Here is a 19473-nt window from a genome sequence, read left to right on the forward strand (position 1 = left end):
ATAAATAAGAGAGCACAGAAATGAATAAGCAAACTTCTCTTCTTAGTTGGTGGCGCCACTCCCTTTCTCGGGCGGAGTAATCACGCATACCTGTCATCTGACACTGCAGATTTCCTAAGCTCGCTGGTAACGCGGGCTTTTTTATGGACAAATTTTAACTGGAACCACCAATGATGAACATCAAACCACAACTCAAATTACTGAAGGCGGAGGCCAGTTACCGGGGCGATCCAACCACTATTTTCCACCAGTTGTGTGGCGCTCGTCCGGCTACCCTGCTGCTGGAATCGGCTGAGATCAACAGCAAGCAAAACCTGCAAAGTCTGTTGGTGCTCGACAGCGCTCTGCGCATCACCGCACTGGGCCGCACCGTGACGCTACAGGCGCTGACCGCCAACGGCGCGGCGATGCTGACACTGCTGGATGAGGCCCTGCCGGCAGAAGTCCAGATCCAGGTGCGCCCTAATGGACGAGAACTGACCTTCCCGGTGATTGACGCCATTCAGGATGAAGATGCCCGCCTGCGTTCGCTGTCAGTGTTTGACGCACTACGCACCTTGTTAACCTTGGTTGATTCCCCGGCTGACGAACGTGAAGCGGTGATGCTTGGCGGCCTGTTTGCCTACGATCTGGTCGCCGGGTTCGAAGAACTGCCGGCACTGCGCCAGGAAAGCCGCTGCCCGGACTTCTGCTTCTATCTGGCGGAAACCCTGCTGGTGCTGGATCATCAGCGCGGCGTTGCCCGTCTGCAGGCCAGCGTTTTCACGGCCGATATGGCGGAAGAACAGCGCCTGCAACAGCGCCTGGAACAGCTACGTGTGCAATTGAAACAGACACCGCAGCCTATCCCGCACCAGAAGCTGGAAGATATGCAACTGAGCTGTAACCAGACCGACGAAGAATACGGTGCGGTGGTTAGCGAATTGCAACAGGCCATCCGTCAGGGCGAAATCTTCCAGGTGGTGCCGTCACGCCGTTTCTCACTGCCGTGCCCGGCCCCGTTGGCCGCTTACCAGACGCTGAAAGACAACAACCCAAGCCCATACATGTTCTTTATGCAGGATGACGAATTCACCCTGTTCGGTGCTTCGCCGGAAAGCGCGCTGAAATACGACGCCGGCAACCGCCAGATCGAGATCTACCCGATTGCCGGTACCCGTCCTCGCGGCCGTCATGCCGACGGGTCACTGGATCTGGATCTCGACAGCCGTATCGAACTGGAAATGCGGACCGACCATAAAGAACTGGCCGAGCATCTGATGCTGGTCGATCTGGCGCGTAACGATCTGGCGCGCATCTGTCAGGCCGGTAGTCGCTACGTGGCCGATCTGACCAAAGTGGACCGCTACTCTTTCGTGATGCACCTGGTTTCTCGTGTGATCGGCACCCTGCGCGCCGACCTCGACGTGCTGCACGCCTATCAGGCCTGTATGAATATGGGCACCCTGAGCGGCGCCCCCAAAGTGCGCGCCATGCAGTTAATCGCCGCCTCTGAAGGCACCCGTCGTGGCAGCTACGGCGGTGCGGTCGGTTATTTCACCGCCACCGGCGATTTGGATACCTGTATTGTCATCCGCTCCGCGTATGTTGAAGACGGCATTGCTACCGTGCAAGCCGGCGCTGGCGTGGTGCTGGATTCTGTTCCTCAGGCGGAAGCCGATGAAACCCGTAATAAGGCACGTGCCGTGCTACGTGCCATTGCCAGCGCGCACCATGCCAAGGAGGTGTTCTGATGGCCGATATCTTGCTGCTCGATAACGTCGATTCCTTTACTTACAACCTGGTCGATCAACTGCGCGCCAGCGGTCATCAGGTAGTGATTTACCGTAACCAGATCTCTGCCGACGTGATTATCGAACGCCTGCATCAGTTGGAACAGCCGGTGTTGATGCTGTCACCGGGTCCAGGCACCCCGTCCGAGGCCGGCTGCATGCCGGAACTGTTGCAGCGCCTGCGCGGACAGTTGCCGATTATCGGCATCTGTCTGGGGCATCAGGCGATTGTCGGAGCCTACGGTGGTCACGTCGGCCCGGCCGGTGAGATCTTGCACGGCAAGGCCTCGGCCATCAGCCACGATGGCGAAGGCATGTTTGCCGGTATGGTGAATCCCCTGCCGGTGGCACGCTACCACTCACTGGTTGGCAGCAATATCCCGGCCGAGCTCACCGTTAACGCCCAGTTTGGCGAAATGGTGATGGCAGTCCGTCATGACCAGCATCGCGTATGCGGTTTCCAGTTCCATCCGGAATCGATCCTGACCACCCATGGCGCACGTTTGCTTGAGCAAACTCTGGCCTGGGCGCTGGCGAAACAATGAGGGGAAACGACGATGCAAACTATTCTTGAAAAACTGTACCGTTCAGAATCGATGAACCAGCAGGAAAGCCAGCAGTTATTCAGCGCCATCGTGCGTGGTGAACTGGAGCCAAGCCAATTGGCCGCCGCGCTGATCAGCATGAAAATCCGCGGCGAACACCCGGAAGAGATCGCCGGTGCGGCCAAGGCATTGCTGGCCGATGCCCTGCCGTTCCCGCGCCCGGACTACCCGTTTGCCGATATCGTCGGCACTGGGGGTGACGGTACCAACAGCATTAATATCTCCACCGCCAGCGCCTTTGTAGCGGCGGCGTGCGGCGCAAAAGTAGCCAAACACGGCAACCGTAGCGTATCCAGCCGGTCGGGGTCATCGGATCTGCTGGCAGCATTTGGTATTCGTCTGGATTTACCGGCAGACGAAGCGCGTAAGGCACTGGACGAACTGGGCGTGTGCTTCCTGTTCGCCCCGCAGTACCACACCGGATTCCGCCATGCGATGCCGGTTCGTCAGCAGTTGAAAACCCGCACGGTGTTCAACGTGCTCGGCCCGTTGATCAACCCGGCGCGTCCACCTCTGGCGCTGATCGGCGTTTACAGCCCGGAACTGGTGCTGCCGATTGCTGAAACCCTGCGCGTACTCGGTTATCAGCGGGCGGCGGTGGTACACGGTGGCGGTATGGACGAAGTGGCGATCCACGCGGCAACCCACGTGGCCGAGCTGAACAACGGCGAAATTGAAAGCTATCAGTTGACGCCACAGTCCTTCGGGCTGCAAAGCTATCCGCTGGAAGCCCTGCTGGGCGGCACGCCAGAAGAAAATCGTGACATTCTGGCAAGGTTGTTACAAGGTAAAGGTGACCCGGCGCACGCCGCTGCGGTAGCCGCTAATGTGGCGCTGCTGTTGAAGTTATTCGGGCAAGAAGACCTGCGCCAAAATGCGCAGCAGGCACTGGACATGATTCACAGCGGGCAGGCTTACGAGCGTGTCACCGCACTGGCAGTAAGAGGATAAATGATGCAGGAAACCGTGCTCAACAAGATTGTTCGTGATAAAGCGCAATGGGTCGCAGCACGACAGCAACAACAGCCACTGGCCAGTTTTCAAAATGAAATCGTCCCAAGTGAACGCGGTTTTTACCACGCGCTAGAGGGAGCCAGAACGGCGTTTATTCTTGAATGTAAAAAGGCATCCCCTTCCAAAGGGCTGATCCGCGAAAACTTCGATCCGGTAGAAATAGCTTCGGTCTACAAGGATTTTGCCTCGGCAATTTCGGTGCTGACCGACGAAAAATATTTCCAGGGCAGCTTCGATTTTCTGCCGCTGGTCAGTAAAACGGTGACACAGCCGGTGCTGTGTAAAGATTTCATTATCGATCCGTATCAGATTTACCTGGCGCGCTTCTATCAGGCCGATGCCATCCTGCTGATGCTGTCGGTGGTTAATGACGATCAATACCGCCAGTTAGCCGCAGTGGCCCATAGCCTGAATATGGGCGTTTTGACTGAAGTGATAAGTTTTGAAGAACTGCAACGGGCCATTGCTCTGGAAGCACGCGTGGTGGGCATCAATAACCGTGACCTGCGCGACCTTAGTATCGACCTGGAGCGCACTCGTCAGTTGGCGCCACGTGTGCCACACGGCGTGACGGTGATCAGCGAGTCCGGCATCAACAATTACGGTCAGATCCGCGAATTGAGCCACTTTGCCAACGGTTTCCTGATTGGCAGCGCATTAATGTCGGAAACCGACCTGCGTGCTGCCGTACGCAGAGTGATACTCGGCGACAATAAAGTTTGCGGATTGACCCGTCCGCAGGATGCTGCCGCGGCTTATCAGGCCGGTGCCGTCTACGGTGGTTTGATTTTTGTCGGACGCTCGCCGCGCTATGTTGATATCAATCGTGCCCGCGAAGTGATTTCCGGTGCACCACTAAAATACGTCGGCGTGTTCTGTGACGCACTGGTAGAAACGGTAGTTCAGACCGTCGAGCGCCTGGGTCTGAAGGCAGTGCAGCTGCACGGTGCAGAAGATCAGGCCTATATCACCGCCTTGCGTGCCGTACTGCCGACCGACTGCCAAATTTGGAAGGCGCTGAGCGTGAAAGACCATTTGCCAAAGCGCGATTTGCAGCACGTTGACCGCTACCTGCTGGATAACGGCGCGGGCGGTACCGGGCAGCGCTTCGACTGGTCGGTACTGCACGGCGAAAACCTTGAAAACGTAATGCTGGCCGGTGGCCTGGGCGCGGATAACTGTGTTGACGCGGCCAAACTTGGCTGTGCCGGTCTGGACTTTAACTCCGGCGTTGAGAGCCAGCCCGGCATTAAGGATCCTGCCCGCCTGTCGGCGGTGTTCCAAACCCTGCGCGCTTACTGAAAATCATTAACGGATAATAACGGGAACTATAATGACGCTGCTTAACCCCTACTTCGGCGAATTTGGTGGCCAATATGTGCCGCAGATTCTGATGCCGGCCTTAAAACAACTGGAAGAAGCCTTTGTCAGCGCTCAGCGCGATCCAGAGTTTCAGGCTGAATTTATCGACCTGCTGAAAAATTACGCCGGTCGTCCAACGGCGCTGACGCTGTGCAGAAACCTCACTGCCGGTACCAAAACCAAGCTGTATCTGAAACGTGAAGACTTGCTGCACGGCGGCGCGCACAAAACCAACCAGGTGTTGGGTCAGGCATTGTTGGCCAAACGCATGGGTAAAACCGAAATCATCGCCGAAACCGGTGCAGGTCAGCATGGCGTGGCCTCGGCCCTGGCCTGCGCCTTGCTCGGTCTGAAATGCCGCATCTATATGGGTGCCAAAGATATTGAGCGCCAGTCACCAAACGTATTCCGCATGCGCCTGATGGGGGCGGAAGTGATCCCGGTGCACAGCGGTTCTTCTACGCTGAAAGACGCCTGTAATGAAGCGCTGCGCGACTGGTCCGGCAGCTACGAAACCGCCCACTATATGTTAGGCACCGCTGCCGGCCCACACCCGTACCCTACTATCGTGCGTGAATTCCAACGTATGATCGGTGAAGAAACCAAAGCGCAGATGCTGGAACGTGAAGGCCGCCTGCCGGATGCGGTACTGGCCTGCGTCGGTGGCGGCTCCAACGCCATAGGTATGTTTGCCGACTTTATCGATGATACCAACGTAGGGCTGATCGGCGTTGAGCCTGCCGGCCTCGGTATCGAAACCGGCCAACACGGTGCGCCGTTGAAACACGGCCACGTCGGTATCTATTTCGGCATGAAAGCACCGATGATGCAGACTTCCGAAGGCCAGATTGAAGAGTCCTATTCCATTTCCGCCGGGCTGGATTTCCCTTCCGTTGGGCCGCAGCACGCCTACCTGAACAGTATCGGTCGCGCCGAGTACGTGTCGATTACCGATGACGAAGCGCTGGACGCATTCAAAGCGCTGTCACGTAGCGAAGGGATTATCCCGGCGCTCGAATCTTCACACGCCCTGGCTCATGCGCTGAAAATGATCCGTGAAACGCCGCAAAAGGAACAGATCCTGGTGGTTAACCTGTCCGGCCGCGGCGACAAAGACATATTTACCGTTCACGACATTCTGAAAGCACGGGGAGAAATCTGATGGAACGTTACCAGCAACTGTTCGACCGCCTGGCAAGCAACAAGGAAGGCGCCTTCGTCCCGTTCGTGACTCTCGGCGATCCTAACCCGGCACTGTCATTACAAATCATCGATACTCTGGTTGAAGCCGGTGCCGACGCACTGGAGCTAGGTATCCCCTTCTCCGATCCACTGGCTGACGGCCCAACCATTCAAAGTGCGGCGCTGCGCGCATTCGCCTCTGGCGTCACGCCGACTCAGTGTTTCGAAATGCTGGCCGCCATCCGCCAGAAACACCCCGGCATTCCTATCGGTCTGCTGATGTACGCCAACCTGGTATTCCATAAAGGTATCGATGCGTTTTACCAACGCTGTGCCGAAGTGGGCGTAGACTCAGTGCTGATTGCCGACGTGCCGTATGAAGAGTCAGCGCCCTTCCGCGCCGCCGCTATCCGTCATGGTATCGCGCCAATCTTTATCTGCCCGCCAAATGCAGACGACGATTTACTGCGTGAAATCTCCTCACATGGCCGGGGCTACACCTACCTGCTGTCACGTGCAGGCGTAACCGGAACCGAAAGCCGTGCCCAGCTGCCGCTGCATCATCTGGTGAACAAACTGCGTGAATACCATGCTGCACCACCGCTGCAAGGCTTTGGTATCTCTGAGCCGGCCCAGGTGCGTGATGCGCTGCAGGCAGGGGCTGCAGGGGCGATATCCGGTTCCGCGATCGTCAAGATTATCGAACAAAACCATACGCAACCGGCCGAAATGCTGGCGCAATTGGCGACCTTCGTCAGTGAAATGAAAGCCGCAACCCGGGCATGATTGACCAGCAACGGGCATAGATAATCTACGCCCGTTGTTAACATATTGTTTCTCTTCAAAGTTGTGCTATTTTTTTACACCTTCGATTTGAACAAACCTGATTCTTGTCTCACAATTAACCCTGCGCGTCGGGCATTTCTTTATTTGGGGAAATGCGCTACGTTTTCAGGTGAAAACCCGAATATAGTTTCAACAATAACATTGCATGGAGAGTAATTTATGAAGCTATTTAAAACTCTTTCGGTCTTATGCATGGCAGCCGTTGTGGCATTCGCAGTGAGTGCCTGCGCGCCAACAGCGAAATCTGAAGGGACTGGTGGTTATATTGACGATACGGTAGTGACCACCAAGGTGAAGTCAGCGCTGCTGGCGGATAAAACCATCAAGTCCACCGAAATCAGTGTCGAGACCTTTAAAGGTCGTGTGCAACTGAGCGGCTTTGTCAGTTCAAGCGCCGATGCCAACCGCGCAGTGCAGGTGACTCGTGGCATCGCGGGTGTAAAATCCGTTGAAAACGTCATGAATATCAAGTAGTAAAAATAAAACGGAGGCGCTGCATGCGCCTCCCTGTTTCATCCCTGTCAGAAGCGATACCCTGCCCCGAACATAAACACCCACGGATCCAAACGCGTATCAATGCTGTGATGATTACCGTCCGCATCGTCAAAACGAGCTTTGGTTTCGATGTTCATCCACCACACTGACATATTCAGCATCCAGTGCTCATCCAGGTTGTAATCCAGGCCCGCCTGCGCGGCTACGCCCCAGGAGTCTTTCAAACTCAGGTTGCTCAGCCCGGCGCTTTTGCCGTTATCGTTAAATTTTTCATCGAAGAAGGTGGTGTAGTTAACGCCAAGCCCCAGGTACGGACGCAGTTTGTCCTGCTTGTCGCCAAAATAATATTGCGCCATCAAGCTCGGTGGCAGGTGGCGTACCGTCGCGATATTCCCGTTCACCGCGGAACCGTTCAGTCCTACCTTGTGACGGAACGGCGTTGCGGCCAGCAGTTCGACGCCAATATTGTCCGTTACCATATAGCCGAAGGTCAGACCAAGCTGAGTATTATTGTCGGCACTGAATGAGCCTTGCCCCAACACGTCGTCCGATCCGGCATTTGGCCGCACAGTAGCAGCACCTGCGCGGAACAGAAAATCACCTGCCTGATGCGCACTTGCCAACATAGGCGTCATCATTGCCGCCAATACCACCAGAGTTGTCTTTTTCATTATCCATTCCATTTGTATGGTTATCATCCAGAGGGAATATACCTACTTACGGGTGTTTATGATCCCATCGAGATCACATCTTATGTGTAAAAGTTTTAATTTCTACTAAAAACAAGACTACCTAAGAGGCTAATAAATCAAGGATTGATCTGAATCAAAAAATGCCTTTTGTTGCAAATTATCTGCATGTTCAGGCTCAAGAACACAGCTTGAAAGGTGGCAAAGGATGGCGATAAAGCCGATTGCAGAAGAAATCGTCACAGTGCACTTCGCGGGGTGCCACAGCGGCCTGGAACAGGGTACAATCGCCCACTGATTTTGCTTTATCTCTGTTTCTCAATGCCAAGGAGTCTGCATGCCTATCACGGCCAACACGTTGTACCGTGACAGTTTTAATTTTTTCCGTAACCAACTGACCAGTATCCTGATGCTGGCGCTGTTGACCGCGTTCATTTCTGTGCTGCTCAACCAGGCTTTCAGCCCTGACGTCGAACAGTTGAAGATCCTGAGCGCAACGGAAGGTGACTTTGCTGCATCCGCCGGTATGGGGATCCAGGAAATCATTCAACAAATGACGCCTGAGCAACAGATGGTGTTATTGAAGGTTTCAGCCGCCGCCACCTTTTCCGCATTAGTGGGCAACGTGTTGCTGGTTGGCGGGATGCTGACATTGATTCGTCTGGTTTCTCAGGGGCAGCGCATTAGCGCCCTGCGCGCTATCGGTGCTTCCGCGCCGGAACTGCCGCGTTTACTGCTGCTGCTGTTTATCTGCACGCTGTTGATCCAGCTGGGCCTGACGCTGTTTGTGGTGCCGGGCGTGATCATGGCGATCGCCTTCTCGTTGGCACCGGTGATTACCGCTACCGACAAGAAAGGCGTGTTCGCCTCGATTAAGCTGAGCTGCAAGTTGGCGTTCGCCAATGCGCGGGTGATTGTTCCGGCGATGATGTTGTGGCTGGCAGCCAAGCTGCTGGTGCTGTTTATGGTGAGCCATCTTTCGGTGCTTACCCCGAACGTCGCCAGCGTGGTGCTGACCGCCCTGAGCAACCTGGTTTCGGCCTTGTTGCTGATTTACCTGTTCCGTTTGTATATGCTGCTGCGCAGCTAAATCTTGCGGTAGAAATCCAAAAGGCACGCTTCGGCGTGCCTTTTGCTTATTGAGCCACAGCAGGTTCCGCCTGCTCCTTACTTTGAATCAGCTTCAGCGCCAGGTACAAGTCCGGCACCAGTATCAACTCCCGATCGCGCCCCAACCTATTGATGCGGAACCAGCGCGTCAGCTCGGTTCGCCGTCCTGCCAGTACCAACTTCACGTTACGCTGTAACAAATCACGTTTCAATTCATCGATGGCCGCCAGTACGCTGATATCAGCATGGGTAAAGCTGGCAACGGCGTCCACCACTACCCAACGCGGCTGGAACGGTGTGCTGTCCACCAGGTTCAGGATCCGCCGTTTGAAATACGCCACATTGAAATAGGTCAGAGGCGAATTGAAGCGATACATCATCACACCGGGTACCGCTTTAATGCCGTTATTGTTGCCCATCGAATGGATCATGCCTTCGTCATTAACGCCCAGCAGTTGTTCCGTTGGGCGGAACACCGTGCGCAGGAACTGCATCAGGCCCAGTAAAACCGCCAGGCCAATACCGCTGATCACCCCCACCAGCAGTACGCTAAGGAAGGTAAACATCGCCAGACGGAAGGCTTGAGCATTGCGACGCCGCATGAGCCAGATGCCACGAATATCCAGCAGCGACCAGGCGGCATACATCAGCACTACGCCCAACCCCGCGACTGGAATAAACTGTAGCGGTGCCATCAGGAACAACAGTACGAAGGCAATCACCGCCGCCGCAATGATCGACACCAATTGGCTCTTGCCGCCGTTGGCATCATTGACCGCAGTGCGCGAATCTGCCCCGCTGATGGCGAACCCCTGCGACAGCGCCGAGACGATATTCGCCAGGCCGAGCGCACGAAATTCGGCATCCGCATTCACCTCATAGCCGTTTTTCGCCGCAAAGCTTCGGGCGGTCAGCATCATGCTGACAAAGCTGACCACGGCCAAGTTAAGCGCCGGGATCACCATGTCACGCAGCAAACCCGGTTGAAAATCCGGCCACTGCACTATCGGCAACACATCACTAAACCCGCCGACCGTCACCACACCATGCTGTTGCAACCCACCAGCCCAGGTAACAAAAGTGACCAGAACAATGGCAAATAAAGGTGCCGGCCAGTTGGGCCGCCATTTTTTAAACCCGATCAGCGTAACCAGCGCCAGTAAGGAGACCGCCATCGTCAGCCAATCACTGTGCATCAGGTTGCCAGGCAACGCATAAATACGCTCGATCAACTGCGCCGGATGCACACCAAATCCGAACACCTTGCCAATCTGATCGACCATGATGGTAATCGCCACACCATTCAGTAAACCGCTGAGTATCGGCCGTGAGAGTAAGTCAGCCAGTGCACCCAGCTTGAAGCGGCTGGCCAACAGACACCAGGCGCCCATCATCGCAGTCATCATAATGGTCAATTGCCAATGGCGTTCCATATTACCCGCTGCCAATGGGGTCACGACGGCGGCAATGACCGCGCAGGTCGCCGCATCCGGGCCCACAATCAGTTGGCGTGATGAGCCAAAAAATGCGTAGGCTACCATTGGCAGAATACAGGAATATAACCCCACTATCGGACTGACTCCGGCCAATTCGGCGTAGGCAATCGCTACCGGCAATGCCACGGCGGCGACAGAAAGCCCGGCGCGGATGTCCGGTTTGAGCCAGCTGCGTTGATACCCTAATAAATGCGTCAAACCGGGCGTAAGCGCCAGGAGAGATTTCCACTGCATAAACTGTTTTCCGTTATAAATTATCCGGCTATTATTGCGCATATCATGCGATGCCAATGCCGTGCTGGCAATCTGCCCGCCGCGAACTGGGGATCTCAATCGTAAGTTTATGCAAATTCCTACTTTCATGGCGGAAATCCGGCGGCCAAACGCCGATAATCAGCAGTTGCCAGCGGTACACAGAGCCCGCCAAATCCGGTATAGTCGGCCGATGAACAGATGATGGATTGATTTATGAAGCAGTTTCTTGATTTCCTCCCGTTAATTGTCTTTTTCGCTTTTTATAAGCTTTACGATATCTATGTTGCCTCTGGCGCATTGATTGTTGCTACCGCGCTGGCGCTGGTGTTCACCTGGTTCAAATACCGCAAAATTGAGAAGATGACGTTGATCACCTTCCTGATGGTGCTGGTGTTCGGCACTTTGACGCTGGTGTTCCATAACGATTTGTTTATCAAATGGAAAGTGACCATCATTTACTGCCTGTTCGCGCTGGCGCTGCTGATTAGCCAACTGGTGCTAAAAAAGCCGTTGGTTCAACGCATGCTGGGCAAAGAGCTGACGTTGCCGGATAAAGTCTGGAATAACCTCAACCTGGCCTGGGCAGTATTTTTCCTGGCCTGTGGTCTGGCGAATATTTACGTTGCCTTCTGGTTGCCCCAGAGCGTTTGGGTTAACTTTAAAGTCTTCGGTCTGACCGCGCTGACGCTAGTATTTACCCTGCTCAGCGGCGTTTATATTTATCGGCACATGCCGGAAGAACAGAAAAAATAGTTACAAAATTGTTAATGCCCGTAGCCTTTGCTACGGGCAGTATAGTGAAATCCCTTCTTTGATAAGCAGACATCTATGACTCAACAACGACCTTTACCCAGTGGCGAAATGGTGCTGCGAACGCTGGCGATGCCGGCAGATACCAACGCCAACGGCGATATTTTTGGCGGCTGGCTGATGTCGCAGATGGATATTGGCGGCGCTATTCAGGCGAAAGAAATTGCCGAAGGCCGCGTCGTCACCGTGCGAGTGGACGGTATGACCTTCCTGAAACCGGTCGCGGTGGGTGACGTGGTATGTTGCTACGCGCACTGTATTCGCACCGGGCGCAGCTCAATCACCATCAATATTGAAGTGTGGGTCAAAAAAGTGTCTTCGGCCCCTATCGGCCAGCGCTACCGCGCAACCGAAGCGGTGTTTACCTATGTTGCAGTGGATGATGAAGGTAATGCACGCGCCCTGCCCGATGGCAAGATGAACTTCCGCGTGGGTTTTGAAGAATAAGCCGGAATGCAAACAGCAAAAAGGGTCGCCTAATCAATGACGACCCTTTTTATTGGCAATGATTTCAATCAGTTCATTTCAGTGGTACCGTTAATTTTAAAGCGGATATTCATGGTGAGATTCTTCCCTTCCTTCGCTTCATAACGCCACTTACGCATTGCCTGCTTCACTTCTCGCTCGAACATATTGCGTGGTTCTGCAGCCAGAATACGCACATTACTCACACGACCATCGCTGTCGACATCAAACTGCACCCGCACATTGCCTTCAATCTGCAATGCCCTGGCACGCGGCGGATAAATCGGGTCGGGACGGCTGAGCGCTCTCGGCGTCACATCTCGCGAATTGCCCGCAACCGGTGCTGACGGCGCCTGCTTCACCGGAGCCCTATCGACAGGCTTGGCCGGCTGGTTATTTTCAAACGGTGACGGCTCACGCGGCTCGGTTTTCTGTGGTTCACGCTTAACCGTTTTTTCGACCTTCGGTTTCGGTTTTGGCTTGGGCTTGGGTTTTACCGGCTCAGGTTTTAGTATCGCCTTCGGCGGTGGCTCTGGGAGCGGTTCTGGCTCGGGTTCTGGCTCTACCTGCGGCTCTGGCTCAGGTTCGGCCGGTGCTGGAGGAGGCGGCTCTGCCATCGCGGCGGTATTAACCATCATGACGCTGATCGGCGCATCTTCAGGTTTCGGCAACTCCATCACCTCCTTGACAGAAGCATAGAGCAGACCCGCCACCAGGGCGCTATGTAAGCCAACAGACAGGATAATTGGCACGGACAAACGGCGATTAAGGAACATCTTTTTTAGCGACATAATGATTCTGCTTCCTCTGGTTCGCCAAGTTTAAATGCAAATAGCAATCATATTCAATAACGAATGGCAAACTATCGCTCTAATCGTCATTATTCATCGCTAAAACCTGCAAGCTCATGGTGATATTAACCTTTCGTTTGCCTATTTACTGAAGCATTCACACGCTTCATTAACTTGATTTACCTGGCCAAAACGAAAAAACCCGCCGTAGCGGGTTCAGACTGATGACAAACTTCATTCCTGCCCAGAGCGAGTAGAGGCCGATAAACAAAAATCAGGAAAATCAATTTATTGATTTTCGGCTGCTCACCACAAAGCAGGAAAAACCACGCTTTTTCCTGCTTTGTCAGCAACCTAAACCCGCCGTAGCGGGTTATCTTTGACCAATGCAGCATTATTCTTCATCGCCGTAATACAACACGCCCAGTTTGATCAGCGGCCGGCCCTGCGCCTTACGATGCAAATTAGTGTCACGCAGCGAATAGACGCAGCCGCAGTACTCCTGCTGATAAAAGCGTTCACGCTTACTGATTTCAATCATCCGCGAGGCACCGCCCTTTTTGCGCCAGTTGTAATCCCAATACTCCAAATCTGGATATTTTTCCGCTGCGCGCACGCCACAGTCGGTGATTTGCTGCATATTCTTCCAGCGGGAAATTCCCAGCGAACTGGATATGGTGTCGTAGCCATGCTCATGCGCGTACAGCGCGGTGCGTTCAAAACGCATGTCGAAGCACATGGTGCAACGGATCCCACGCTCAGGTTCGTGCTCCATGCCTTTGGCACGGGCAAACCAGTTATCGGTATCGTAATCGGCATCGATGATAGGCACCCCATGCTGCTCGGCAAAACGGATGTTCTCATCCTTGCGCAGCAGATATTCTTTTTGCGGATGAATGTTCGGGTTATAGAAGAAAATGGCGTATTCGATGCCAGAAGCCTGAATAGCTTCCATCACCTCTCCGGAACAGGGCGCACAGCAAGAGTGCAGCAGCAGTTTGCTTTTGCCCTCAGGCAACGCGAGTTTATCTCTAACCAGTTCCGTCATTTCCTCACCGCTGAATCCTTTTCCCATTAAATCACGCGGCCGCACTATACGAATAAAAGCTAGTCGCTTCAAGGTATAAGCGCCAGCCGCAGGCAAATTCCAGCGGCCAGGCATTCCCATGAATCCCCTTTTGCGCTACTTTAGATTTACCGTTCTATAGCAATGATTTTAAAGGTGAAACATGCTTTATCTTATCTACGCACAAGACGTACCCAATTCATTGGAAAATCGCCTGTCGGTACGCCCGGCACACCTGGCACGCTTGCAGGCACTGCGTGATGAAGGCCGCCTGGTCATTGCAGGCCCCAATCCGGCCATCGACAGCAACGACCCAGGCAGTGCGGGATTCAGTGGTTCTACGGTGATTGCGGAGTTCGCTTCATTGGCGGAGGCCCAAGCCTGGGCCGAGCAGGATCCCTACGTCGCCGCCGGCGTTTATGCTGAGGTGACGATCAAACCCTTTAAGCAAGTGCTGTAATTCAATCACGACACGCGGGTAAGGCATTGTTACCTTCCCGCTAATTCCAGACAAAAAAAGCCAGCACGGAGAGGCTGGCCAAAGGGTTCTTCGAGGGCATATATTGTTAGATAAAGTTACACTCTTCGCTTGCCGGTCTGCCAGCTATCGCTGTGATAGGTGAACTATTTTTTCGCCAGAATCAGCGTCTGCATATCCGCAAACATGGCATCCCATTCCGCTTGATTTATCTCCATCAGGCCAAAGAAACGCAACATAAATGCCCCTTCGGTAGCCAGAAAAGCCAACCGCGCCCGTTTGCCCTCCTCGGTGGTTAAATCCAGACCGGCGATCCGACTGTGGTACCACTCTCGCGTGCTGTCCAGATGCTCTGGCGTTTGGATCAAGGTTGCCATCAGCCCTGCAGCCTTGGCGCTGGATGCCTGATCGGAGCTTCGGGTGGCCTGCATATGTGCCTGCACTGTCGTTGTGGCCGAGGGGGTTTCCCCGGCAATAGCATCAAATACCCGGTCATAGACCTTACCCCAGCGTTCGAACATCGCATCAATTAACGCGTCTTTGCTGCCAAAGCAATACTGCACCCCGCCCTTGGAAATCCCCATCGCCTTGGCGACAGAATCAATGGTCAACCCGGCCGCACCCTGCCTGGCGACAATCTCCTCGGCCATATCCAGAACCTTGTCGCGATCGATGCTCCGTTGCCGTCCCATTGAGAAACCCTCTTTTAAATACATACGTATGGATATATATTACACCAGTATACCACCCGGCACGTTCGGGGGGTGACCTTATAGCAACGCATCCGCGTCGCCTGCTTTTTTGGAATAATATTATGCACGCAAACAACCGCTGGTTGATCCTGGCAATGATCTCCAGCGCGCTATTTTTGATCATTATCGATATGACGGTGCTATACACCGCATTGCCACGGCTGACCCAGGCGCTGGACGCCAGCGCCTCACAAAAATTATGGATTGTGAATGCCTACCCGCTAGTGGTCGCCGGTTTACTGCCCGGTGCGGGTATGCTGAGCGATCGCATTGGTCATAAACGGCTGTTTATGGCCGGATTACCGGTGTTTGCCGTCGCGTCCCTTTGTGCGGCCTTTTCTCCTTCAGCCCAATGGCTGATCGCCGCCCGCGTATTTCTCGCGGTAGGTGCGGCGATGATGATGCCGGCTACCCTGTCCATTGTCCGCCATGTGTTTACTGACGAACGCGAACGCGCCCTGGCGATTGGCATTTGGGCTGCGGTCGCTTCCGGTGGTGCCGCTATCGGCCCGGTGGTCGGTGGAGTCTTGCTGGAGTATTTCTGGTGGGGATCGGTATTTTTGATCAACGTCCCTGTCGTCATGGTGGTGCTGCCGCTGGCCTGGCGATTGATACCACACTGCGGTGGGGAAAATAAAAGCCCTTACGATATCATCGGGTCAGTGCAGATCATGGCCGGTCTGGTGGGCAGTATCTATGCACTGAAAGAGCTGAGCAAGGCAATGCCCTCCCTTTCTGCGCTGGTGATCGCCGCCGCCATCGGCGTTTTGTCGCTCTGGTTGTTTGTTCGTCGACAGCGTCAGGCGCGCTACCCGATGATCGACTTCTCGTTATTCCAGAATCGGTTGTTTGCCGGCGGTGTCGGCGTGGCGCTGGTGTCGATGATTGTGCTAGTCGGTGTGGAGCTGGTACTGACTCAACGCCTGCAACTGGTGCTTGGGTTGAGTCCATTACAGGCCGCGCTGTTTATTCTGCCAATTCCGGTGGCGTCCGCACTGGCTGGCCCGCTGGCCGGTTTACTGCTGCCGCGCTACGGCGAGCGCAAAATGATATTCGGTGGATTGTTCCTGACCGGCCTGGGCATCGCCGGGCTGGCCCTGCTTTACCAGAACAGCCTGATGTCGCAGTTGGTTTGTCTGTTTATCGCCGGTTTTGGCATCGGTGGTGCCATAACCGCCGCGTCGACCGCCATCATGCTCAATGCTCCGGAAGAAAAATCCGGTATGGCTGCCTCGATCGAGGACGTGTCCTATGAGCTGGGTGGCGTGCTCGGTATTACCTTGCTGGGTGGGTTGATGACCGCTATCTATAGCCACAGCCTGGTGTTACCTGACAGTCTGCCGGCGGGCAACGTCGCCTACGACAGCATTGATGAAGCCCTACGGCTGGCCGCCAATCTGGCTGTCGATCAGGCTGAACAAATGAGGCAACTCGCCCGGCTGGCTTTCGACCGCGCATTTATCGTGGTGCTGATTGCGGCGGCATTACTGATGACGCTAAGTGCCGGCGTGGCAAAAATGGTCTTACGCAAGTAATGATACCAAGCCGCTGTTGTTGTTAACGCATTGTGCTTAAACTTAATGGGCAATTTGCTTATCGGATTTATCGTTATTGGTTTCAGCGATTGCATTGATGCTTTGGAACGTCTTTAACCCTGCGATAAATCCGGTTACTGTGTTTGTTATGGATATTGTGTAAATCATCGAATCAAATAATCAGGAGAAGATTATTATGGCAACGACGAAGAAAACAGCGAAAAACCATATCGGCCTGGACAGCAAACAAGCGGCAAAACTATCGGAAGCGTTGAATGCGCTGCTGGCAAATTATCAGGTGTTGTATATGAATGTGCGCGGCTACCACTGGAACATTTCCGGCCCGCATTTCTTTGAACTGCACGTCAAATTTGAAGAAACCTATAACGATCTGTTAACCAAGGTTGATGAGTTGGCAGAACGTATTCTGACTCTGGGGTCGCAACCGCGTCATGCCTTTAGCGATTATCTGAAAACTTCGGATATCAAGGAAGACACTAATGTCACCAACGATAAAGGCACGCTGGGTGGTTTGCTGCACGGCTATTCGGTGCTGCTGCAACAGCAGCGTGACCTGTTGACTCTGGCCGCCGATGCGGGGGACGAAGGCACCGCTTCCCTGATGAGTGACTACATCAAAGAGCAGGAAAAACAGGTGTGGATGCTTAACGCCTATCTGGGGAAATAACCCCCTGCAGCCAAAGCCGGGTTTTCCTTCTTTGTGGTGAGCAGCCGAAAATCAATAAATTGATTTTCCTGATTTTTGTTTATCGGCCTCTACTCGCTCTGGGCAGGAATGAGGTTTGTCATCAGTCTGAAACAGTCCCCTTGGGGACTGTTTTTGTTTTACCACTCGTAGGCCACCACAAACAGCAATGAACGCCGGTGCTGGTCATCCAGGCGACGGCGCACCCGAATAATATGCCGATTGCTGCAAGACTGGCGTTCCAACCAGCGATGCCTGCGGCGCTGACTCTGCCGCAGCATCCGCCAGCGACCCACCTCGTTTCTACTGCGTCTCATCGTTTTGTCACTCATTCGTCAAATGCCAACGGCGGGCATTATAGTCCTTTCATTACAGGATCCAAGCCACAGTGCCGTCTATTTTAATCAGACTGGGCGACCTTCTCTCCCAGCCAAAATGTTTTTTTGTTTACAGCAAGTGCCTTAAGCCAATCATATTTTTGCAACATAAGCGCCGAGAAAAGGTTTCCCCTTTAGCGTTCTGTGCGTACACTCATCGTTGGTGGTTTGCGAACGGGATTTTTCGCCTTTATGACAACATTTTATACCGTAATCAGTTGGCTCATGGTGTTCGGTTACTGGCTGCTTATCGCTGGTGTGACATTGCGTATTCTGATGAAACGCCGCGCCGTACCTTCCGCTATGGCCTGGCTGCTGGTGATCTATATCCTGCCGCTGTTCGGTATTGTGGCTTATTTATCTTTTGGTGAATTGCATCTGGGCAAACGCCGGGCCGAACGCGCCAAGGCAATGTGGCCTTCTACCGCACGCTGGCTGAGCGAATTAAAAGAGAGCCAGCGCATCTTCGCCACCGATTACAGCGAGGTCGCCAGACCCCTGTTCCAACTGTGCGATCGCCGTCAGGGCATCGATGGCGTTAAGGGCAACCAACTTCAATTGCTCACTACTACCGACGCAACGCTGAAAGCGCTGATCCGTGATATTGAGCTGGCACGTCATAATATTGAGATGGTGTTTTACATCTGGCAGCCCGGCGGGTTGGTCGATCAGGTGGCCGAATCGCTGATGGCCGCTGCGCGCCGTGGCGTACATTGCCGCCTGATGCTGGACTCTGCCGGTAGTTTGCAATTCTTCCGTAGCCCCTATCCTGGCATGATGCGCAATGCGGGTATCGAGGTGGTGGAGGCGCTCAAGGTAAATCTGTTCCGCGTATTCCTGCGCCGAATGGATTTGCGTCAGCACCGTAAAGTGGTGCTGATTGACAACTATATTGCCTACACCGGCAGTATGAACATGGTTGACCCACGTTATTTCAAACAGGACGCCGGTGTCGGTCAGTGGATCGACCTGATGGCCCGCATGGAAGGCCCGGTCGCCAGTACCATGGGCATCGTATATGCCTGTGACTGGGAGATTGAAACCGGTAAACGGATCCTGCCGCCGCCGCCGGACGTCAATATCATGCCGTTTGAACAGGAAAGCGGCCACACCATCCAGGTTATCGCCTCAGGCCCGGGTTTCCCGGAAGAAATGATCCACCAGGCGTTGCTGACCGCGGTTTACTCAGCACGTGAACAGCTGATCATGACTACCCCCTACTTCGTACCCAGCGACGATTTGCTGCATGCGATTTGTACCGCCGCCCTGCGCGGGGTTGAAGTCAGCATCATTGTCCCGCGTGACAACGATTCAACCATGGTCCGTTGGGCCAGCCGCTCATTCTTCTCCGAACTTCTGGAGGCTGGCGTGCGCATCTATCAGTTTGAAGACGGCCTGCTGCATACCAAAAGCGTACTGGTTGATGGCCAGCTCAGCCTGGTCGGCACGGTGAATCTGGACATGCGCAGCCTGTGGCTGAACTTTGAAATAACTCTGGTGATCGACGATGACGGTTTCGGCAGCGATCTGGCCTGCGTGCAGGACGACTATATTGCTCGTTCGCAGTTACTGAATGCCGCAGAGTGGCAGAAACGGCCGTTCTGGCACCGTATTGTTGAGCGCCTGTTCTACTTTTTCAGCCCGCTGCTATAAATGCCGTAGCGAGC

Annotated in this window: 18 protein-coding genes, 1 pseudogene and 1 other annotated feature; of the genes and pseudogenes, 13 read left to right on the forward strand and 6 right to left on the reverse strand. The window is 54.2% G+C overall.

The window, feature by feature from the left end; genetic code table 11:
* Positions 1–41: 41 nt before the first annotated feature.
* Positions 42–145: a sequence feature (Trp leader region), on the forward strand.
* 25 nt (positions 146–170) lie between these two features.
* The 6 genes and pseudogenes from ACUTSU_RS02695 (at position 171) to ACUTSU_RS02720 (ending at position 7255) form a co-directional block, all read left to right on the forward strand.
* Positions 171–1733 carry an anthranilate synthase component 1 gene (locus ACUTSU_RS02695; protein WP_445650722.1) on the forward strand — a complete coding sequence of 521 codons (1563 nt, stop codon included), beginning with the start codon at positions 171–173 and terminating at the stop codon, positions 1731–1733.
* A pseudogene (gene trpD / locus ACUTSU_RS02700) lies at positions 1733–3328 on the forward strand (bifunctional anthranilate synthase glutamate amidotransferase component TrpG/anthranilate phosphoribosyltransferase TrpD). Before ACUTSU_RS02695 ends, trpD begins: the two are co-directional and overlap by 1 nt.
* 3 nt (positions 3329–3331) lie before the next feature.
* On the forward strand, positions 3332–4693 hold the full coding sequence (trpCF, locus tag ACUTSU_RS02705; RefSeq protein WP_445650747.1) for a bifunctional indole-3-glycerol-phosphate synthase TrpC/phosphoribosylanthranilate isomerase TrpF: 1362 nt from the start codon (positions 3332–3334) through the stop codon (positions 4691–4693).
* Positions 4694–4721: 28 nt separating this feature from the next.
* On the forward strand, positions 4722–5915 hold the full coding sequence (gene trpB / locus ACUTSU_RS02710) for a tryptophan synthase subunit beta (protein WP_445650746.1): 1194 nt from the start codon (positions 4722–4724) through the stop codon (positions 5913–5915).
* Complete coding sequence (gene trpA / locus ACUTSU_RS02715; protein ID WP_445650721.1) at positions 5915–6721, forward strand: tryptophan synthase subunit alpha; 807 nt, start codon at positions 5915–5917, stop codon at positions 6719–6721. The genes trpB and trpA overlap by 1 nt, the downstream gene beginning before the upstream one ends.
* A 219-nt stretch (positions 6722–6940) precedes the next feature.
* Entirely contained in the window at positions 6941–7255 is a 315-nt protein-coding gene (locus tag ACUTSU_RS02720) for a BON domain-containing protein (RefSeq protein ID WP_445650720.1), read from the forward strand.
* A gap of 47 nt (positions 7256–7302) precedes the next feature.
* On the opposite strand, the gene ompW is transcribed toward ACUTSU_RS02720, so the two are convergent.
* On the reverse strand, positions 7303–7947 hold the full coding sequence (ompW, locus tag ACUTSU_RS02725) for an outer membrane protein OmpW (RefSeq protein ID WP_445650719.1): 645 nt from the start codon (positions 7945–7947) through the stop codon (positions 7303–7305).
* Between the two features lie 355 nt (positions 7948–8302).
* Here ompW and ACUTSU_RS02730 point away from each other — a divergent pair, with 355 nt between their 5' ends.
* Positions 8303–9055: a YciC family protein gene (locus ACUTSU_RS02730; protein WP_012145402.1), complete on the forward strand. Its 753-nt coding sequence runs from the start codon at positions 8303–8305 to the stop codon at positions 9053–9055.
* Positions 9056–9101: 46 nt separating this feature from the next.
* Here the strand turns inward: ACUTSU_RS02730 and ACUTSU_RS02735 are convergent, their stop codons facing one another.
* Positions 9102–10805 (reverse strand): SulP family inorganic anion transporter, encoded by a 1704-nt coding sequence (locus tag ACUTSU_RS02735; RefSeq protein WP_445653737.1) that lies wholly within the window; start codon positions 10803–10805, stop codon positions 9102–9104.
* A gap of 234 nt (positions 10806–11039) precedes the next feature.
* Here ACUTSU_RS02735 and ACUTSU_RS02740 point away from each other — a divergent pair, with 234 nt between their 5' ends.
* Both ACUTSU_RS02740 and yciA read left to right on the forward strand, forming a co-directional pair.
* Positions 11040–11579: a septation protein A gene (locus ACUTSU_RS02740; protein ID WP_135316807.1), complete on the forward strand. Its 540-nt coding sequence runs from the start codon at positions 11040–11042 to the stop codon at positions 11577–11579.
* Positions 11580–11654: 75 nt separating this feature from the next.
* The gene (yciA, locus tag ACUTSU_RS02745) at positions 11655–12083 is read left to right on the forward strand and encodes an acyl-CoA thioester hydrolase YciA (RefSeq protein WP_445650717.1); all 429 of its coding nucleotides are present in this window, start codon (positions 11655–11657) and stop codon (positions 12081–12083) included.
* Positions 12084–12151: 68 nt separating this feature from the next.
* On the opposite strand, the gene tonB is transcribed toward yciA, so the two are convergent.
* Both tonB and ACUTSU_RS02755 read right to left on the reverse strand, forming a co-directional pair.
* On the reverse strand, positions 12152–12892 hold the full coding sequence (tonB, locus tag ACUTSU_RS02750) for a TonB system transport protein TonB (RefSeq protein ID WP_445650716.1): 741 nt from the start codon (positions 12890–12892) through the stop codon (positions 12152–12154).
* Positions 12893–13286: 394 nt separating this feature from the next.
* A complete protein-coding gene (locus tag ACUTSU_RS02755) occupies positions 13287–13940 on the reverse strand; it encodes an epoxyqueuosine reductase QueH (RefSeq protein ID WP_445650714.1) in 654 nt (217 codons plus the stop codon).
* A gap of 181 nt (positions 13941–14121) precedes the next feature.
* Between ACUTSU_RS02755 and ACUTSU_RS02760 the strand changes: the two genes are divergently transcribed.
* On the forward strand, positions 14122–14418 hold the full coding sequence (locus ACUTSU_RS02760; protein WP_445650713.1) for a YciI family protein: 297 nt from the start codon (positions 14122–14124) through the stop codon (positions 14416–14418).
* A gap of 164 nt (positions 14419–14582) precedes the next feature.
* On the opposite strand, the gene ACUTSU_RS02765 is transcribed toward ACUTSU_RS02760, so the two are convergent.
* Complete coding sequence (locus ACUTSU_RS02765) at positions 14583–15128, reverse strand: TetR family transcriptional regulator (RefSeq protein WP_445650712.1); 546 nt, start codon at positions 15126–15128, stop codon at positions 14583–14585.
* Positions 15129–15250: 122 nt separating this feature from the next.
* On the opposite strand from ACUTSU_RS02765, the gene ACUTSU_RS02770 reads away from it, so the two are divergent.
* Together ACUTSU_RS02770 and ACUTSU_RS02775 are read left to right on the forward strand one after the other, a co-directional pair.
* The gene (locus ACUTSU_RS02770) at positions 15251–16723 is read left to right on the forward strand and encodes an MFS transporter (protein ID WP_445653738.1); all 1473 of its coding nucleotides are present in this window, start codon (positions 15251–15253) and stop codon (positions 16721–16723) included.
* Positions 16724–16919: 196 nt separating this feature from the next.
* On the forward strand, positions 16920–17411 hold the full coding sequence (locus ACUTSU_RS02775; protein WP_445650710.1) for a Dps family protein: 492 nt from the start codon (positions 16920–16922) through the stop codon (positions 17409–17411).
* Positions 17412–17569: 158 nt separating this feature from the next.
* Here ACUTSU_RS02775 and ACUTSU_RS02780 read toward each other — a convergent pair whose 3' ends face one another.
* Complete coding sequence (locus ACUTSU_RS02780) at positions 17570–17746, reverse strand: YciY family protein (RefSeq protein WP_071593055.1); 177 nt, start codon at positions 17744–17746, stop codon at positions 17570–17572.
* Positions 17747–17998: 252 nt separating this feature from the next.
* Here ACUTSU_RS02780 and cls point away from each other — a divergent pair, with 252 nt between their 5' ends.
* Positions 17999–19459, forward strand: a complete 1461-nt coding sequence (cls, locus tag ACUTSU_RS02785; RefSeq protein ID WP_012145416.1) for a cardiolipin synthase — start codon at positions 17999–18001, stop codon at positions 19457–19459.
* Positions 19460–19473 lie beyond the last annotated feature (14 nt).

It is taken from the genome of Serratia sp. NA_13 (assembly GCF_052691735.1).

Coding starts and splice junctions, on each gene's coding strand:
- ACUTSU_RS02695 (WP_445650722.1), top strand. CDS start 171: ATGATGAACATCAAACCACAACTCAAATTACTGAAGGCGGAGGCCAGT.
- trpCF (WP_445650747.1), top strand. CDS start 3,332: ATGCAGGAAACCGTGCTCAACAAGATTGTTCGTGATAAAGCGCAATGG.
- trpA (WP_445650721.1), top strand. CDS start 5,915: ATGGAACGTTACCAGCAACTGTTCGACCGCCTGGCAAGCAACAAGGAA.
- ACUTSU_RS02720 (WP_445650720.1), top strand. CDS start 6,941: ATGAAGCTATTTAAAACTCTTTCGGTCTTATGCATGGCAGCCGTTGTG.
- ompW (WP_445650719.1), bottom strand. CDS start 7,947: ATGAAAAAGACAACTCTGGTGGTATTGGCGGCAATGATGACGCCTATG.
- ACUTSU_RS02730 (WP_012145402.1), top strand. CDS start 8,303: ATGCCTATCACGGCCAACACGTTGTACCGTGACAGTTTTAATTTTTTC.
- ACUTSU_RS02735 (WP_445653737.1), bottom strand. CDS start 10,805: ATGCAGTGGAAATCTCTCCTGGCGCTTACGCCCGGTTTGACGCATTTA.
- ACUTSU_RS02740 (WP_135316807.1), top strand. CDS start 11,040: ATGAAGCAGTTTCTTGATTTCCTCCCGTTAATTGTCTTTTTCGCTTTT.
- yciA (WP_445650717.1), top strand. CDS start 11,655: ATGACTCAACAACGACCTTTACCCAGTGGCGAAATGGTGCTGCGAACG.
- tonB (WP_445650716.1), bottom strand. CDS start 12,892: ATGTCGCTAAAAAAGATGTTCCTTAATCGCCGTTTGTCCGTGCCAATT.
- ACUTSU_RS02755 (WP_445650714.1), bottom strand. CDS start 13,940: ATGACGGAACTGGTTAGAGATAAACTCGCGTTGCCTGAGGGCAAAAGC.
- ACUTSU_RS02760 (WP_445650713.1), top strand. CDS start 14,122: ATGCTTTATCTTATCTACGCACAAGACGTACCCAATTCATTGGAAAAT.
- ACUTSU_RS02765 (WP_445650712.1), bottom strand. CDS start 15,128: ATGGGACGGCAACGGAGCATCGATCGCGACAAGGTTCTGGATATGGCC.
- ACUTSU_RS02770 (WP_445653738.1), top strand. CDS start 15,251: ATGCACGCAAACAACCGCTGGTTGATCCTGGCAATGATCTCCAGCGCG.
- ACUTSU_RS02775 (WP_445650710.1), top strand. CDS start 16,920: ATGGCAACGACGAAGAAAACAGCGAAAAACCATATCGGCCTGGACAGC.
- ACUTSU_RS02780 (WP_071593055.1), bottom strand. CDS start 17,746: ATGAGACGCAGTAGAAACGAGGTGGGTCGCTGGCGGATGCTGCGGCAG.
- cls (WP_012145416.1), top strand. CDS start 17,999: ATGACAACATTTTATACCGTAATCAGTTGGCTCATGGTGTTCGGTTAC.